The 18919-nt window shown below is 35.0% G+C and carries 15 protein-coding genes and 1 riboswitch; of the genes, 1 reads left to right on the top strand and 14 read right to left on the bottom strand.

The genetic code is table 11. The features are described 5' to 3' along the window. Positions 1–11: 11 nt before the first annotated feature. Complete coding sequence (gene sdhA, locus NST63_RS08315) at positions 12–1763, bottom strand: succinate dehydrogenase flavoprotein subunit (RefSeq protein WP_058006597.1); 1752 nt, start codon at positions 1761–1763, stop codon at positions 12–14. A 64-nt stretch (positions 1764–1827) separates the two neighbouring features. After that, positions 1828–2439: a succinate dehydrogenase cytochrome b558 subunit gene (locus NST63_RS08310; protein ID WP_058006598.1), complete on the bottom strand. Its 612-nt coding sequence runs from the start codon at positions 2437–2439 to the stop codon at positions 1828–1830. 342 nt (positions 2440–2781) lie between these two features. Here NST63_RS08310 and NST63_RS08305 point away from each other — a divergent pair, with 342 nt between their 5' ends. Further along, entirely contained in the window at positions 2782–3234 is a 453-nt protein-coding gene (locus NST63_RS08305; RefSeq protein ID WP_306420360.1) for a YslB family protein, read from the top strand. A 39-nt stretch (positions 3235–3273) separates the two neighbouring features. On the opposite strand, the gene NST63_RS08300 is transcribed toward NST63_RS08305, so the two are convergent. The 12 genes from NST63_RS08300 to NST63_RS08245 all read right to left on the bottom strand — a co-directional run bounded on the left by NST63_RS08300 (position 3274) and on the right by NST63_RS08245 (position 18832). Then, complete coding sequence (locus NST63_RS08300) at positions 3274–4500, bottom strand: aspartate kinase (protein WP_212943400.1); 1227 nt, start codon at positions 4498–4500, stop codon at positions 3274–3276. A 112-nt stretch (positions 4501–4612) separates the two neighbouring features. Then, a riboswitch (Lysine riboswitch) is annotated at positions 4613–4791 on the bottom strand. 60 nt (positions 4792–4851) lie between these two features. Continuing rightward, positions 4852–6624: an excinuclease ABC subunit UvrC gene (uvrC, locus tag NST63_RS08295; protein ID WP_341041799.1), complete on the bottom strand. Its 1773-nt coding sequence runs from the start codon at positions 6622–6624 to the stop codon at positions 4852–4854. Between the two features lie 76 nt (positions 6625–6700). Then, positions 6701–7015, bottom strand: a complete 315-nt coding sequence (trxA, locus tag NST63_RS08290; protein ID WP_058006600.1) for a thioredoxin — start codon at positions 7013–7015, stop codon at positions 6701–6703. Between the two features lie 132 nt (positions 7016–7147). Beyond that, complete coding sequence (locus NST63_RS08285; RefSeq protein WP_341041798.1) at positions 7148–9334, bottom strand: heavy metal translocating P-type ATPase; 2187 nt, start codon at positions 9332–9334, stop codon at positions 7148–7150. A 56-nt stretch (positions 9335–9390) separates the two neighbouring features. Then, on the bottom strand, positions 9391–10194 hold the full coding sequence (locus NST63_RS08280; protein ID WP_341041797.1) for a cytochrome c oxidase assembly protein: 804 nt from the start codon (positions 10192–10194) through the stop codon (positions 9391–9393). A 288-nt stretch (positions 10195–10482) separates the two neighbouring features. Continuing rightward, entirely contained in the window at positions 10483–11463 is a 981-nt protein-coding gene (locus NST63_RS08275) for an electron transfer flavoprotein subunit alpha/FixB family protein (protein WP_058006603.1), read from the bottom strand. A gap of 81 nt (positions 11464–11544) precedes the next feature. After that, positions 11545–12318, bottom strand: a complete 774-nt coding sequence (locus tag NST63_RS08270; protein ID WP_341041796.1) for an electron transfer flavoprotein subunit beta/FixA family protein — start codon at positions 12316–12318, stop codon at positions 11545–11547. Between the two features lie 130 nt (positions 12319–12448). Continuing rightward, the gene (locus NST63_RS08265; protein WP_341041795.1) at positions 12449–13222 is read right to left on the bottom strand and encodes an enoyl-CoA hydratase; all 774 of its coding nucleotides are present in this window, start codon (positions 13220–13222) and stop codon (positions 12449–12451) included. Positions 13223–13247: 25 nt separating this feature from the next. Beyond that, the gene (locus tag NST63_RS08260) at positions 13248–13829 is read right to left on the bottom strand and encodes a TetR/AcrR family transcriptional regulator (protein ID WP_058006606.1); all 582 of its coding nucleotides are present in this window, start codon (positions 13827–13829) and stop codon (positions 13248–13250) included. Between the two features lie 227 nt (positions 13830–14056). Further along, on the bottom strand, positions 14057–15736 hold the full coding sequence (locus NST63_RS08255) for a long-chain-fatty-acid--CoA ligase (RefSeq protein WP_212943411.1): 1680 nt from the start codon (positions 15734–15736) through the stop codon (positions 14057–14059). 252 nt (positions 15737–15988) lie between these two features. Continuing rightward, positions 15989–16399 carry a DUF350 domain-containing protein gene (locus NST63_RS08250; protein WP_058006608.1) on the bottom strand — a complete coding sequence of 137 codons (411 nt, stop codon included), beginning with the start codon at positions 16397–16399 and terminating at the stop codon, positions 15989–15991. A 78-nt stretch (positions 16400–16477) separates the two neighbouring features. Next, a complete protein-coding gene (locus NST63_RS08245) occupies positions 16478–18832 on the bottom strand; it encodes an endonuclease MutS2 (RefSeq protein ID WP_341041793.1) in 2355 nt (784 codons plus the stop codon). Positions 18833–18919 lie beyond the last annotated feature (87 nt).

Here is an 18919-nt window from a genome sequence, read left to right as displayed (position 1 = left end):
ACTAATAGTTATTAATGTTTTTTAGTGTAGTCGCGTTCACGAGGCTTAATAAGGGATACATCTACATCCTCGTAGCTAAATTTCGGAGTATTCGTAGAAGCATCGAAATCAGCCATAGTCGTTTTTAACCATTCTTCGTCATTACGTTTTGCGAATTCCGGTTTGTAATGAGCACCACGACTTTCATTACGATTTAATGCACCAATCGTAATGACACGAGCAAGATGAAGCATATTTTTTAACTGACGTGTAAATGTCGCGCCTTGGTTACTCCATTTTGCTGTATCATTTACGTTGATGTTATTATAACGCTCCATCAATTCAAGTATTTTATCATCAGTTTTTTGAAGACGGTCATTGTAACGTACAACCGTTACATTGTCAGTCATCCATTCCCCAAGTTCTTTGTGAAGAAGATATGCATTTTCATTACCATCTAATGATAAAATATCATTCCATTTTTCTTCTTCTTTTTTAATAGCCTGATCGAAAATCGAAGAAGATAAGCTATCCGTGCTCTTTTCTAATCCATTAATATAGTTTACTGCTTCAGGACCAGCAACCATACCACCATAAATTGCAGATAGTAAGGAGTTTGCTCCTAAACGGTTACCACCATGCTGAGAATAATCACATTCACCAGCAGCAAATAAGCCTTGGATCTTTGTATGTTGTTTATAGTCAACCCATAATCCACCCATTGAATAATGGACAGCAGGGAAGATTTTCATAGGTACTTTATGTGGGTCTTCACCAACAAATTTTTCATATATTTCAATGATACCACCAAGTTTTACATCAAGCTCATGTGGATCCTTATGGGATAAATCTAGATATACCATGTTTTCCCCATTAATTCCAAGTTTCATATCTACACAGACATTAAAAATTTCGCGAGTGGCGATATCTCGAGGTACTAGGTTTCCATAAGCAGGATATTTTTCTTCAAGGAAGTACCATGGTTTCCCATCTTTATATGTCCAAACTCGTCCACCTTCCCCACGTGCTGATTCACTCATGAGACGTAATTTGTCATCACCAGGAATAGCAGTTGGATGGATCTGAATAAACTCACCATTTGCATAAGTTGCACCTTGTTGGTAAACAATAGATGCAGCTGAACCAGTATTTATAATGGAGTTTGTGGATTTTCCAAAAATGATACCAGGACCACCTGATGCAATAATAACTGCGTCTGCCTCAAAAGCTTGAATTTCCATTGATGTCAAGTTTTGAGCAACAATTCCACGACAAACTCCCTCATCATCTTGAACAATCCCTAAAAATTCCCAGCCTTCAAATTTATTTACTAGACCTGCTACTTCATGGCGGCGAACTTGTTCATCGAGCGCGTATAATAACTGTTGACCAGTCGTTGCTCCTGCGAAAGCTGTACGGTGATGTTGAGTTCCACCGAAACGACGGAAGTCTAATAAACCTTCTGGTGTACGGTTAAACATTACACCCATACGATCGAATAAATGAATAATTCCTGGCGCTGCTTCACACATCGCTTTAACCGGAGGCTGATTAGCCAAAAAATCTCCGCCGTAAACGGTATCATCAAAGTGAATCCATGGTGAATCTCCTTCACCCTTTGTATTCACTGCACCGTTAATTCCACCTTGTGCACAAACAGAGTGAGAACGTTTGACTGGCACTAATGAAAATAAATCTACTTGTTTTCCTGCCTCTGCAATTTTTACTGTTGACATCAAGCCAGCTAATCCACCGCCGACTACGATGATTTTTCCTCTACTCACTGGAAGACTCACTCCTTCTCATAACATAATTCCTAAAAGAATGTTACTTATTGCTGTTTTACTCTTATACGAAAGCGAATATTGCACGAATTCCAATTATTGATAATACGACAAATACTACTAATACAACATAACTAGCAATTTGTTGTGAACGTGGAGATTGTGTAATTCCCCAGCTAACACAGAAAGACCATAAACCATTAGAGAAGTGGAAAGTAGTTGCAATTAATCCAACTATGTAGAACCCTATCATCCATGGGTTTGAAAATACATCTTCCATTAAGTTGAAATTAAGTTCTGCATTCCCTAAAGCTGCTTGAATTCGAGTTTCATATACGTGCCATGCAAGAAAGATTAACACGATTACTCCTGAAATTCGTTGGAACAGAAACATCCAATTTCGAAAATAACCCAATTTACTCGTATTGTTTTTTGCTGTAAACGCAATGTATAATCCATAAATTGCATGGAACAGCAAAGGTAAATAAATAACAATAATTTCAAGGAAAATAAGGAATGGTAGACTTTCCATGAAGCCTACAGCATTGTTGAATGATTCTTCTCCGCCTGTTGCAAAATGGTTCACAACTAGGTGGACAATTAAGAATATTCCAATTGGCACAACTCCTAGTAATGAATGCAATCTGCGATTTAAAAACTCACGATTTCCGGCCACATTATACCCCCCTTATTAATAAAAGCGTGTGTGCATAGCAAAGTAATTCAAAAAAATTTTTTTTTGAATATCCTACGCAAAAATATAGCATTTATGTGACATATCCATTTTACTCCCGCTCTTAGTGACCGTCAAGGAAACGTATACATTATTTCGACATAAATACGAATACTTTTTTGCTGTATTAATCATATAAATCATTGATAAAGTAAATTATTGCTAGCAGCACTAATCATTTTGAATTATTTAAATAATTTTTCATTGCATTCCTTTCCAAAATTTTTATTAAACTGAAATGAAATTTTGTATATAATAATAAACATAGAGAAAGAGGGGAATAACTTGAAATCTTCTGCAGAATTAGAAATGAACACAGAAAATTTGGATCTTAGCGTTCCTGCCTTTGGATACGAATTGATTCGTGATATATTGATACCAGATATACTTGGTAAAGAAACATCCGAAATATTATATTGGTCTGGGAAACATCTCGCAAGAAAATTTCCTCTTGTATCAATGGATGAGATAATATCCTTTTTTGAAGAAGCAGGCTGGGGATCTCTTCATTTGATAAAAGAAGATAAAAAGGGAATGGAGCTTGAACTCACAAGTTCCATTATAAGCCGACAATTTGATTTAAAAACTGAAAGTTGCTTTAAATTAGAAGCAGGTTTTATCGCTGAACAAATTCAAACACAACGCAAGCTAAGAACTGAGGCATATGAGGAAATCATTAAACGTCATAGAAAAATCAAATTAATTGTTCGTTGGGATGTCAAGGATACGGATATTTAAAAGAATGAAGGGTGACCGGCAAGGTCACCCTTCATTCTTTTATTTTATTGCGACTAAATCAAGACCAAAAGCAGTATGTAATGATTCTACTGCCTTAATCATCTGTTGTTCTTCGATAACTGTAGATACTTTTATTTCAGAAGTACTTACCATTTTAATCATTATATTTTGTTCAGCTAATGTGGAAAACATCTTTGCTGCTACACCAGGATTTGAGATCATCCCAGAACCAATGATCGATACTTTTGCAAGACCAGCTTCATATTCAAAATGATCAAAACCCAATGTTTCTTGATAATCTTCTAAAATTTTACTTGTATCATGTAGATCATCATTTTTTATCGAAAATGAAAGATAAGCATCCTCTCCGTCTGTTTGATTTTGTATAATGATGTCCACGTTTATATTATTATTTGCTAATGTAGTAAAAACGGATGAAAGATTTTGAAAACTATTTTTCAAACCAAAAATAGTAATTCTTGTAATATCTCCCTCAAATGCGACTCCACGGACAACTAAACTTTTTTCCACTGTAACTTCCTCCTCAATAACTGTACCGGCTACTCTTTCTAAACTTGAACATACTTCTAATGGAATTAGATAATTTTTAGCAAATTCAACAGCCCGCGAATGCAAGACTCCTGCACCTAAATTACTAAGCTCTAGCATTTCATCATAGGAAATGGCTTCAAGCTTTCTTGCTTGTGGTATAAATCTTGGATCAGAAGTATATACACCGGTTACATCCGTATATATTACACACTTTTCTGCTTCTAATGCGGCAGCCAGAGCTACTGCAGTTGTATCTGAACCCCCTCTACCCAAAGTTGTAATTTCTCCATCCGTTGATACACCTTGAAAGCCTGCAACAATCACAATATTCCCTTCAGCCAATTGGTTAATAATCCTTTTTTGATCAATATCAATAATACGAGCGTTACTATGTACCGATTCGGTTAATATACCTGCCTGCCAACCTGTAAATGAAATCGCTGAATGACCTTTTTCTGCTAATGCCATAGAGAGCAGTGATATTGTCACCTGTTCTCCGGTCGATAATAGCATATCCATTTCCCTTTTATTTGGATAGCTTGATAGTTCCTTTGCTAGAGTAACAAGTTGATCGGTTGTTTTACCCATTGCTGAAACAACAACGACCACTTGATTTCCCATCTTTTTTTCATCTAAAATTCGATTTGCAGTGTTTTTGATACGCTCAACATTTCCAACCGAGGTTCCACCAAATTTTAGTACTACAACTCCCAATGAATCCGCCCTCTTTCCTATGATATAAACTCCTATCCCTACAAAAAAAAGCAATGAGAACGATATCTCATTGCTTGTGATGACGTAATAATAAACATTACGAAAAAACACTTTGCGAGATAGCTCTCCAAGGTGATATACCTTGACAGTTCAGTATTTCTTAAACCCTGAACCAGCGAAAACAAAGAATGAGTCTGTTTTCACTTCGGCGAAACTCCCTTTCAAAGCTTTTCAACGAATCTCATCATTCTCCAAGCCTTTACTCTTTAGTTTCGCACCTCTACCACTAAATTAGTAATAAAAGTATTAAATTTTTTATCATTATAGCATAGTGCTCTATAGTTGACTACCTTAATTGTCTAATTTTTCTTTTAGTATTACTGCAACATTTTTTGGAATACCGAGCTTTATAAAGTCATCCACTGATGCCTCTTTCATATTCTTCATCGAGCCAAAATGGCGAAGAAGTTGCTTTTTGCGTTTTGGACCAATACCTGTTATCTCATCTAAAATCGATTGAAAAGCATTCTTCCCTCTTAATTGACGATGGAATGAAATAGCGAAACGATGGACTTCGTCTTGAATTCTTTGTAGTAAGTAAAACTCTTGGCTATTTCTTGCTAGAGGTACCATCTCTAAAGGATTTCCAGCCAATAATTGTGATGTTTTATGTTTTTCATCTTTTGCAAGTCCAGCAAGCGGTATTGATAATCCTAATTCGTTTTCAAGTATATCCCGTGCTGCTTCAATTTGTCCCTTTCCACCATCAATAATAATTAAATCCGGTAAAGGTAATTCTTCTCTTAATGCCCTACTATATCTTCTTCTAATTACTTCTCTCATTGATTCGTAATCATCGGGTCCTTGTACAGTTTTAATTTTATACTTCCGATATTCTTTTTTCGCGGATTTTCCATCAATAAATACAACCATCGCTGATACAGGATTTGTACCTTGGATATTTGAATTATCGAAAGCTTCAATACGATGTGGCGTATAAATTCCCATCGCTTCACCAAGATTTTCTACTGCTTTAATGGTCCGTTCTTCATCCCTTTCAATAAGTGCAAACTTTTCGTTTAAGGCAATAGAAGCATTTTTTTCAGCCATTTTGATTAAGTCTTTCTTTTGACCTTTTTTTGGCTGCAATACTTTGGTCTCCAGTAATTGTTCACAAATCTCAATATCTACTTTCTCTGGAAGCAATATCTCTTTTGGTTTAAAGTGATTAGGCTTTAAATAGAATTGTCCTAAAAAGGTTAAAAACTCTTCTTCAGGCTCATTGTATATTGGGAACATAGAAACATCACGTTCGATAAGTTTGCCTTGTCGAATAAAAAAGACTTGAACACACATCCAGCCCTTATCAACTGAAAAACCAAAAACATCTCTGTCAGTAAAATCAGTCATCGTTATTTTTTGCTTTTCCATTGTTGTTTCTATATTTAGAATCTGGTCTCGATACTCTTTTGCTCTTTCAAATTCTAAATTTTCAGCTGCCTCTTCCATTTTTCTTGAGAGTTCAAGCTTAATTTCCTTGTAGCCACCATTTAAAAATTTAGTTATATCATCAACGATGTTTTTATAGGTATCCTCTTTCACCTCATTAATACAGGGAGCTAAACACTGTCCAAGGTGATAATATAAGCATACTCTATCTGGAAGTGTGGAACATTTTCTAAGAGGATAGATTCGATCCAGGAGTTTTTTTGTTTCATTAGCTGCCTGTACATTTGGATACGGTCCGAAATATTTTCCCTTATCACGTTTTACTTTTCTAGTTGTAATTAATTTAGGATGTCTTTCATGGGTAAGCTTAATATATGGATAACTCTTGTCATCCTTTAACATGACATTATATTTGGGATCGTGTTTTTTTATAAGATTTATTTCTAGAATAAGAGCTTCTATATTGGAGGATGTGATAATGTATTCAAAATCTTCAATTTCACTTACTAACCTTTGTGTTTTCCCGTCATGAGAACCTGTAAAATAAGAGCGAACTCGGTTCTTTAATATCTTCGCCTTCCCAACATAAATGATGGTTCCTTGACGATCTTTCATTAAGTAGCAACCAGGCTGGTCAGGAAGAAGAGCTAACTTATTTTTGATAACATCATTCATATTCTTCTACCTTTCATAAAAGTCGAAAATGCGTTTCCTCTAAAAAATCCGAGTCAATATGACCCGGATTCTTATATTATAAATGTTTATTTACTAATTCAACTAATGCTTCTTTAGGTTGATAGCCAATAACTTTATCAATTTCTTGACCATCTTTCATTAAGATTAATGTTGGGATGCTCATTACACCGTACTTACTAGCTGTTTCTTGGTTTTCATCAACATCTAATTTTACGATTTTAACTTTATCTCCCATTTCAGCATCTAATTCTTCAAGTACTGGTGCAATCATCTTACATGGCCCACACCAAGTTGCCCAGAAATCTGTTAATACTAATCCTTCAGAAGTCTCTGAAGAGAAATTTTGATCAGTAACATGAGTAATTGCCATTTGTTTAATGACCTCCTATATATAACTGTAATTCTAACGCAAGTATAACATCCTTCATATTGAGATGCTAATAATTTGTTTCTACATTAAAATTCCCACTTATTTTTTTAGTTATTCTAATGGACAGATCATTTAAAATCTAATATTTTTTAAACGCAATGAATTTAAAACAACTGAAACGGAGCTAAATGCCATAGCTGCACTTGCAAACCAAGGTGGAAGCACACCTGTAATAGCAAGAGGGATACTAATTACATTGTAAATAAATGCCCAGATAAAATTTTGCTTAATATTTCTCATTGTTTTTTTACTGATGATCATAGCATCAGCAATTTTATTTAAATCATTATTTAATATCGTAATATCACCAGATTCAATGGCTATATCTGAGCCATTTCCCATTGCCATTCCTACATTAGCACTCGTTAATGCAGGAGCATCATTTATTCCATCTCCTACCATTATTACTTTTTTGCCTTCATTTTGTAGTTTTTTTATCCAGCTTGCTTTCATTTCTGGTGTCACTTCAGCCTCAACATGCTTAATACCAACCATTTCACCAATCATTTTAACCGAGTTTTTATTATCTCCTGAAAGGATCATGATTTTCAAACCCATTTGCTTTAATCGTTGCACTGCCCTTTTTGAAGAGTTCTTTACCTCATCTGCTACAGCTATTATTCCAACAAGTTGATCATCGATTGAAATAAGCATAACAGTCTTCCCTTGTCCTTCTAACTTATTTATTTTTTCTTCTACTCCAATAAGTGTATGGTTTGTCTGAGTTTTAAAATAGGAAGGGTTAGCAATAATAATCTTCTTACTTTCGACAATTCCTTTGACCCCATGTCCGGGCAGCGTAGTCACATTTATCGCTTTAGGTAAGTTATCAGTCCTTTTTTCTGCCTCACGTACAATTGCCCTTGCAATTGGATGATTCGTATTCATTTCAAGGGCACCGACTGATTGTAGAAAAAAATTTTCCTCAATATTTTGTATAAATATATCTGTTACTACAGGGTTCCCTTTTGTAATCGTCCCTGTCTTATCAAGAACAATCATATTGTTTTTGGATAAAAGTTCAATTAGTTTACCTTCTTTAAAAAGAATACCAATTTGAGCTGCCTTCCCACTTCCCACCATAATTGATGTTGGAGTAGCTAAGCCTAAAGCACATGGACAAGAAATAATTAAAACAGCGATTGTTTTTTCTAGGGCTTCATTAACTTGTCCTGGATTTAAATATCCATACCAAAGTATGAAGGTTGCCACTGCAATTAGCACTACAATTGGAACAAATATTGCAGTGAATTTATCTGCAATATGCTGGATAGGTGGTTTAGAAATTTGGGCTTCCTCTACGATTTCAATTATTTTTGAAAGAAAAGAATCATTTTCCTTTTTAGTCGCTTTAATCTTTAATAATCCGTTTTCATTCATCGTTCCTGAATAGACTGTATTTCCTATATTTTTTTCTACCGGGAGACTTTCACCTGTCAGCATCGATTCATTGACGGTTGAAATACCTTCAATTACTTGTCCATCGATTGGAATCCTTTCACCTGGTTTCACAATTACTATATCCCCGGGAATAATTTGATGGATAAAAGTCTTTGATTCTTTTCCATTCATATATTTAATAGCTGATTTTACTTGTAATTGATTTAATTTTTTAATGGCATCCATCGTTTTTCGTTTCGATTTAGCTTCCATTAGTTTTCCTAATAAAACAAAGGTAATAATTAATACACTTGTTTCATAATGCAGCCCATTTGTTCTTGATGATGAAAAAGTCAAATAATGGCTGTAGAAATAAGCAGCTGACGTACTTAGTACCACAAGTACATCCATGTTTGCACTTCTATTTTTTATTGCGCTCAAAGCGCCTTCGTAAAAGGGTAACGCGATGAAAAACTGAACAGGGGTCGCTAATGCCAATTGAAACCATGGATTTAAAAACAACTCTGGGACAGGTATAAACGAAATGTTTAAATGTGAAAACATTGTCCAAATGAATGGTAATGCCAAAATTGCTGAGATAAAAAACTTCCAAGCAAGTCCTCTCATTTCTCTTCGCTTCGACTCTATTAAATTCTGAGCATTTTTAGAAATGACTGCTTCGTAACCAATCTTTTTAATTCTGTTAAAAATCAATAGTTTACTCGTAAGATTCGGATCATATATGATTCGTCCTTTTTCAGTGGCTAGGTTTACATTAACCTTTAATACTCCATCCATTTTTGAAATAACCTTTTCAATCCGAGCAGAGCAGGCACTGCAATGCATTCCTTTAATATCTATTTGCATTGTTTCATTCATCATTTTCACCAGCTTTAAAAACATAGTTACTATAGTTTATTGCTACAAAAATTGGACTAGAACTTATGTTTAAAAAAGAAATCAAGTGAACATGTAGGATCATTGTTTTTTGAACTATGCTTTTCGGACCTATGAGCAAATACCATACCCATCTTATGCATAAGAAACATTAATAGTCCGGCTAATTGCTGATCGAGTTGAGGAGGAATAATCGGTTTAAACAGAGTCGAATCAACACCGGTTGGCAAACATAAATTTAACATGTCATTCAATAATGGATTAGTGGAATTAGAGGGTAGAATAATCAATATTAGACAGGATGGGGTGATCAACCAAATATTTACTTTTTTATAGCTAATTGAAAAACATTCATTTTTATTTATTCTTGCTGAAATAGAAGGAATCCATAGAAAAATAGATAATAAAATCATTATGAATAAAAATATTTCATGGTATCCTTTTTCTTCAGTAAGCATACTTAAAAATGCAGGTGTATGATAGAAATAAAGAAAAAGCGCAAATAGGATAATATTTAAATAAGGATCTATTTGTAACTTCATCATCTTTCGATTAAGGAAAAGACTTTTAGGAATTCCAAGTAACAGTAGAGGCGGGAATAGGAAAAATAGAAGACTAATATGCAACATATGCGTGATAAAAGATAAATGACTAAGAGTGTATAATGGGCTCCCTACTAACAAATAAAATAAAACTATACCACAAAAAAAGAAAACATATTGTTTCTTTTGCAATCTAATTTTTCTCATAGTAAGTATATAAATACTTAATAAAAATAAACTAATTAATCCTAAGGGTATATTCCATTCAAGTGATTGCCGAATAATCAAGAAGTAGGACAAAGGACCACCCCTAACATATTGCCTTTTCTCTATTGTATTAAATGGGCTATGTCCATTATGTAGTAAATAATAAAAGCTGTTACCACATAATTTATTGCTTCTGTAAAAGTTGCAGCCTGATTTTAAGCATCTATTATAGGAAACAGGGGGATTGCTATGGCTTGTAGCTCTTTTTTCAGTGAATTAAGGGTGACTTGTCTTCAATTTTTCCTAAAATAGCAAACATATATGATAGAAAAAAACATAAAAAAACGGAGAAAGATGAACTTTTCTCCGTAAACATTCAGATTATGAGGCAGATACTTTCAATTTTTTAAATTCTTCCGTTAACATTGGAACAACTTCAAATAAATCACCGACAATTCCATAGTCTGCTACTTTAAAGATATTTGCTTCTGGATCCTTATTAATAGCAACAATAACTTTTGAGTTAGACATACCAGCTAAATGCTGAATCGCTCCCGAAATTCCACAGGCAATATAAAGATCCGGTGTAACTACCTTCCCTGTTTGACCAATTTGCAAGGAATAATCACAGTAATCCGCATCACAAGCCCCCCGAGAAGCACCGACTGCACCACCTAATACTTCCGCTAATTCTTTTAAAGGTTCAAATCCGTCAGCACTTTTCACTCCACGTCCACCAGCAATAACAACTTTTGCCTCAGACAAATCCACTCCTTCACTTGCTTTACGTACCACTTCTTTTATGATTGTACGGAGATCTTTGATTTCAACAGAGATTGAACTAATATCACCTGTTTTCGCATCTTCTTTTTCCAATGGATTTATATTGTTAGGTCGGATTGTGGCAAATAGTATCCCATCTGTAACAATTTTCTTTTCAAATGCTTTTCCGGAATAAATTGGTCGAGTAAAAACTAAATTACCGCCTGATACGTCAACATGAGTTACATCTGAAATCAAACCTGTTTCGAGTTTACTTGCGATTTTAGGTGATAAATCTTTTCCTAGTGCGGTATGCCCCATAATGATTCCTTCCGGATTTTCTGCCTCTACGACTGCCATAAAGGCTTGTGAATAACCATCAGATGAATATTGGGCTAATTTCTCATCCTCAACAATTACCACGCGATCCGCCCCATATTGTATAAGCTCTTGTCCTAAAGCGTTTACATTATTGCCTATTAACACTCCAACTAGCTCTCCACCCTCAGCAACCGTCTTCCCTGCAGCAATTGCTTCAAATGAAACATTACGTAATGAACCATCACGAACTTCCCCTAATACTAACACTTTTCTTGCCATTTCAATTCCCTCCTGTATGTGAACAAAGTTTGATAAAATGGTAATGTACGAATCTATTTAGCTTCCCAATAGGAATAAATTTTAAATAACTTTTGCCTCTTTATGAAGAAGATTTACAAGCTCTACTACTTGGTCAGCTAACTCACCTGAAAGAATTTTTCCTGCTTCTTTTTGAGATGGTAAATACACTTCAATCGTTTTTGTTTTTGCTTCTACATCATCCTCATCAAGATCGAGATCATCTAATTCAAGTTCTTCTAAAGGCTTTTTCTTCGCTTTCATTATGCCTGGTAATGATGGATAGCGTGGTTCATTCAGTCCTTGCTGTGCAGTAACTAATAATGGTAAAGATGTTTCAATAACCTCAGAATCCCCTTCAACATCACGAACAACCGATACTTTTTCACCGGTAATATCTAGTTTTGTAATGGTCGTTACATATGGGATGCCCAATAGATCTGCAACACGTGGTCCTACTTGTCCTGAACCACCATCAATCGCTACATTTCCACCAATAATTAAATCTGCATCTTTATCTTTTAAATACTCTGCTAGAATCTTAGCAGTGGAAAATTGATCCGCATGATCTAAATCATCCTCTGTATTAATTAATACTGCCTTATCAGCTCCCATTGCAAGGGCAGTTCGCAATTGTTTTTCAGCTTCTTCATTGCCTACCGATACAACAGTAACTTCTCCACCATGTTCATCGCGAACTTGGATTGCTTCTTCAACAGCATATTCATCATAAGGATTAATAATAAATTCTGCACCATCCTCATTGATTGATCCATTAGTAATCGTTATTTTTTCCTCAGTATCAAAAGTTCTTTTTAAAAGTACGAAGATATTCATGAATGTCCCTCCTAGAATTTAAAAACATTTACTCAGTTTTAAAGATTTTGAATTTTTTAGTGATAGATCAGTTTAAGAAGTAGCTTCTTATACCATCTACTAATAATATAATTAAAAGAGCAAAGCTCTTTTACTCCCCTTTAAATTGCGGTTCACGCTTTTCAATAAACGCTTGTATTCCTTCTTGTCCATCTTTCGAAGCGAAAACTTTAGCAAATAGTTCTGCTTCCCGTTTTACACCCTCGTAAAATTCTTTCGTTTTTCCATAGTTTAATAATTCGATGGCAGCTTTTAATGCAATAGGACTCTTCTTTGCAATTTTATATGCCAATTCCTTGGCTTTTACTAATAATTCATCGTCTGAATAAGCATGATTTGCTAGACCATATGCAACGGCATCTTTACCGAAAATTGGTTCACTTGTAAATAACATTTCAGCCGCTTTTGCCATCCCTACATATCTAGGAAGCCTTTGTGTTCCAGCGAACCCAGGAACTAATCCCAATTGGAGCTCTGGCAGTCCTAATTTAGCTGTAGCCGTCACCAAACGAATATGACAAGCCATAGCTAATTCAAGTCCCCCTCCTAATGCTGCCCCATGTATAGCAGCTATAATTGGTTTTTCAAACTTTTCCATTCTTTCAAATAATCGCTGTCCTTTTTCTCCTAATCTACCAAATTCATCATCTGAACCGATAGTTGTGAATTCTTTAATATCCGCACCAGCTGAAAAAAAGCGACCGTCTCCATGTAGGAGTAATACTCGGATATCACGATCAGCTTCTAATTGATCGAGAAGCTCTGATAACTCATCAATGACTGCTGAACCTAAAGCATTAGCAGGTGGTCGATTAATCGCAATGAATGCAACTTGTTCTTCTTTTGTACAGGTTAGAAACTCCATGTCCATCCTCCTACCTCTATTTTCATCATGCACCCATACCGTTGATTAGTAATTGTTGAACGGCTGGAGCTTGTGCAACTAAATCATACTTTTCTTCATTCATTACCCATGTTGTTACCGTTTCGTCAATCGTTCCAAAAATCATTTGGCGGACAAGCCTTACTTCTGTGTCTTTTCTGAATTCGCCTGTATTCATACCATGTTCAATGATTCTATCGATTAATTTTAAATACCCTTTTAAAACCTCATTAATTTTCAAGCGAAGTTCCTTATTTGATTGACGCAATTCCAATTGTGTAACAATGGCTAATTGGTGATCACTTGATAAGATTTTATAATGGCTTTCTATCATTACTAATAATTTCTCCGCCGCCGTTTGTTTTCCTGCTATTTCTTCATCAATTTTATCAATGAAATTCCCCATTTTCTCTCGAAACAAAGAGATGAGAATATCTTCCTTATTTTTAAAATAAAGATAGATTGTTCCGTCTGCAACGCCAGCTTGTTTCGCAATCTTTGAAACTTGAGCTTGATGATATCCATTTTCTGCGATTACAATGACAGCAGCATCAATAATTTGCTTGTATTTCGGTTTATTAGTCTTCATATATATAACCATCACCTTTCGAATATTCAAAGCGAGAGATGAGGGCCAAAAATAAATTGTTCCAATTATTATTAAATCACACACTCGCTATTACTCAAGTAGAAATGAATGATTATTCATTCATATTCCTATAATATAAATAATCATAGATATTGTCAAGGTTCTTCTTTTGAAAAAAGAGCCACGCTCGGGCTCCACAAAATTAGTTGATTCTAATTTCTAACCGATTACCCGTGCTTTTTACGTTCTTCGTCAATTAATGAACGCCTTAAAATTTTACCCACTGCTGTTTTTGGTAATTCCTTTCGAAATTCATAAATTCTAGGAACCTTATATGCAGCTAAATATTTTCTTGTAAATGTATTTAATTCTTCTTTCGTTACGGTAGCATTTTCTTTTAACACGATGTATGCCTTTACTGTTTCGCCCCTATATGGATCGGGTACTCCTGCAACAACTGCTTCCTGGATATCCGGATGTTCATATAAAACCTCTTCAATTTCACGAGGATAAATATTATATCCGCCAGCAATAATCATATCTTTTTTCCGATCAACAATATAAAAATAGCCATTTTCATCCATATACCCTAAATCACCCGTATATAACCAGCCATTTTTTAAAACCTGATCTGTTTCCTCTGGTCTATTCCAATATCCTTTCATTACTTGCGGACCCTTTACGGCAAGCTCACCAATTTCTCCATATGGCAATGGGGTGCCATCTTCCATAGAAAAAATAGCTGCATCCGTATCTGGCCAAGGAACACCTATGCTTCCTTTTATACGCTTTTCTTCCCAAACAAAATTTGCATGGGTTACGGGTGACGATTCCGATAAACCATAACCTTCAACAAGCTTTCCACCTGTTACTTTTTCAAATTTCTGTTGTACTTCCACTGGTAGAGCAGCAGATCCGCTAATACAAGAATTAATGGATGAAAGGTCATATTTCTGAATATCTGGATGATTTAATAAACCTATATAGATCGTTGGTGCTCCTGGAAATAAAGTAGGACGCTGTTTTTCAATTGTCTTTAAGGTAGTTTCTGCATCAAACTTTGGTAACAACACCATTTTATATCCTTGCATGATCGATAATAATAAGACCGCTGTCATACCATATACATGAAAAAAGGGTAATAGCCCAAGAACAATTTCTTCCCCTTTTTTTGCTTTATATAACCAGGCATCACACATTGTTGCATTAGCAATAAGATTTTTATGTGTAAGCATAACTCCTTTTGGAAAACCTGTTGTACCGCCTGTGTATTGCAACAGTGCTAAATCATTTTCAAAATCAAAATCAATATTTAGTGGCACTGCCTCCGTTTCTGTAAGGATTTTTTTTAGAAGATGATGATTACCTTCGTGTGACACATTAACTGTCAAACCGGTTTGCTTTTTTTGGATAAAAGGATAAATAAGATTTTTCGGGAAAGGTAAGTAGTCTTTGATAGCGGTTACAATGATGTGCTCAATTTGCGTATTTTTCATCACTTTTGAAACTCTTGGAAAAAGGATATCTAACGTCAAAATCACCTTTGCACCAGAGTCGTCCATTTGGTATTCTAATTCTCTTTCTGTATATAAGGGATTCGTTTGAACAACAATTGCACCTGCATATAATACACCAAAATAACCAATAACAGATTGAGGTCCATTCGGTAACATTATAGCTACCCTATCTCCCTTTTCTACTCCTAGCTTTTTTAAGTAGTTTGCAAATTTCAAAGCAGATTCATAGATTTCCTGAAAAGTTAACTCTTTCCCCATAAAATGAATAGCCATTTTATTTGAATAGAGCCTTGCAGCTTCAGTTAAATAAGAATGTACCGGCTTTTCCTCATACGTTAATGTAGCTGGTATCTCTTCAGGATATTGACTTAACCATGGCTTATTATCCATATGTCCCCCTCCTACCCTTAGTGTTAGAAAATTTAAACTGTTCCCTCTTTATTATAGACCATTGGTATTCAAGTGACAATTTGAAAAAGACAAATAATTCATTTCCCTAAATATAAACAGGGCTGCATCGCAGCCCTTCATAACTTATGACATAACCATATATATAATACCGACAATTAAGAAACACGCACATACAGCGAGTAAAACTTTTGCTAATGTTTCCATTTTCCCTATTCACCTGTGTCCTTCCTGTTAAGAAATACTTTCTCCAATGACAAATGATAACCCAATTGAAATGACCATGGAAATAAAACCTACTGCGCGATTATCATTTTCAATTTCAACATCAATTTTAAACTTTGGCGTTAAAAATTCATAGATAAAATAACCAATTAACAATAAAACAAAACCATAGAATCCCCAGCCGATCATAATAAAAAGTGAATCATGATGCTGAATAGAATATCTAAAAATATTGGCAATCCCAAATATTTTACCACCCGTAGCCAATGCAACAGCAATATTTCCTTTTTTTATTTCGTCCCAGTTTTTATATTTTGTAACCAGCTCGAAAATGACTAAAAAAACAATCATACATAGGATAACAACGCTGTAGTACCCTGCTGTTTGTACAAATGGGTTTTCCCAAAAATTTATCCTCATACCCTTTGACTCCTTTATTTCATAGAATTAAGCGACAGTGAAGATAATGTATATATATATCTTGTTACAAATTAATATTTACTTAAATTCAACAACAGTTATACCGCTTCCACCTTCACCTGCATCACCTAATCTTATACGTTTGACAGAACGATGTTGTTTCAAATATTCTTGAACACCATGTCGAAGGGCACCTGTTCCTTTCCCGTGAATAATTGATACACGAGGATATCCCGCAAGAAGGGCATCATCTATATATTTCTCAACCCTTAATAAAGCATTTTCATACCTTTCTCCACGTAAATCAAGTTCAAGACTGACATGATAATCCTTACCTTTCACAGTAGCAAGTGGTTTGGTTTCCACTTTTTGCTGGGATTGGATAAATTCCATATCTGATTCCTTTACTTTCATTTTCATAATCCCCATTTGAACTTGCCATTCTTTATCACTTACTTTTTCAAGCAATTGCCCTTTTTGATTAAAGCTGATAACTTTCACCTCATCACCGGGGGCAAGTACACGTTTTTTATTCGCTGTTTTCTTTACATTCGATTTTTCGAAATTTGGTACCGCATCACTTAGTCGCTTTCTCGCTTCAATCAACTCATGTTCTTTTATTGAAGCATGATTTTCTAAACGCATTTTTCTTAATTCACGAATAATTTCTTCTGCTTCTTCCTGAGCCTTTTCAACGACATTTGCTGCTTTGGATTCTGCCTTTTCATACATCCGATCACGCTGTGTGTAAAATTCAGCCATTTGCTTCTGCAAATCCTTATGGAGCTTTTCAGCATCTTTTAAATAATCTTGAGCTTCCTGTCGTTCTCTTTCAGCATCTCGTTTACTTTTTTCTAAAGAAGCAATCATATTTTCGACTTTATTCGTATCTGTTCCAATATATGATCTCGCATGATGAATAATTGATTCTGAAAGGCCTAATCTTTTGGAAATTTCAAATGCATTACTTCGTCCGGGTACACCAATTAAGAGCTTATAGGTTGGGCTTAACGTTTCAACATTAAACTCAACACTTGCATTGATGACTCCTTCTCGATTATAGCCATATGCTTTTAACTCTGGATAATGGGTAGTCGCAACTACCCTTGCTCCTCGATGATAGACCTCATCTAAAATAGATATTGCTAAAGCAGCACCTTCTTGGGGATCTGTACCTGCCCCTAATTCATCAAATAATACAAGACTTTCATGGTTTACATGTTTCAATATATCAACAATATTCACCATATGGGAGGAAAACGTGCTTAAACTTTGTTCTATAGATTGTTCATCACCTATATCTGCAAAAACATCAGTAAATACTGCAAGCTCCGACCCATCCAATGCAGGAATTTGTAATCCTGCCTGAGCCATTAGCGTACAAATACCGATCGTTTTAAGAGTTATCGTTTTACCACCTGTATTTGGACCAGTTATAAGAATGGTGGTATAGTCCTTTCCTAAACTAATATCATTAGCAACCACTTCATTAATTGGTATTAAAGGATGTCTCGCCTTATATAAATTGACAATACCATTATTATTCATTATTGGTCTAGTTGCTTTCAAAGATTTTCCAAACAGAGCCTTGGCAAAAATAAAATCAAATTCACCTAATATCATAACAGTTGTAGTTAAATCCTCTCCGACATCCGCGACATCTGCGGAAAGTTCACTCAAGATTCTTTCAATCTCTTGCTGCTCTTTCATATGGAGTTCTCTCAATTGGTTATTTAATTCAACTACAGACTGTGGTTCAATAAATAATGTTTGTCCAGAGGAAGACTGATCATGAACAATCCCCCCATAGTTAGATCGATATTCCTGCTTAACAGGAATAACGTACCGATCATTTCTAATAGTAACAATTGCATCCGATAACATCTTTGATGCATTACGGGAACGAATTAAACTCTCTAATTTTTCACGAATTCGTCCCTCATTTGATCTCAATTTTTGGCGAATTTGTCTTAATGCTTCACTAGCTCCGTCAAGAATGTCCCCATTTTCATCTATAGCATTTTTAATCTTATGTTCAAGGGGAGTGAGAATGATAATTTGTTCTGCCTTTTGTTCTAAAATTGGAATTTCAACACTATTTTCAAGTAAACCTTCAATAAATCTTTTGATTGTTCGTCCAGCATAAATCGTACTAGCTGTATGGACTAATTCCATTGGACTTAAGATTCCACCTATTTGTGCTCTTTTAATATGTGGACGAATATCATGTATACCACTTAGCGGGATATGCCCTTTTAATCGTAAAACATGTACTGCCTCATCCGTTTCTGCCTGTAACTCTAACACTTCTTCAAACGAAGATGAAGGAACAAGTTGTTTAATTTTATCTTGACCAAGTGTTGAAGAAGCATGTTCTAATAGTAGTTCTTTAATTTTATTAAATTCTAACGTTTTGAGTATCTTATCTTGCATAAAAATTGCAAGCCTCCTATATTCTAGTGGTTTAAGGATTAAAACAAACATAGATTTGCCACGATAATTTAGTCTCATCCTAGAACC

Origin of the sequence: Heyndrickxia sp. FSL W8-0496 (assembly GCF_038007825.1) — a bacterium.
Taxonomy (GTDB): domain Bacteria; phylum Bacillota; class Bacilli; order Bacillales; family Bacillaceae_C; genus Heyndrickxia; species Heyndrickxia oleronia.
Note: the sequence above shows the minus strand (reverse complement) of the source record. Positions and strands in the feature narration are given on the sequence as shown.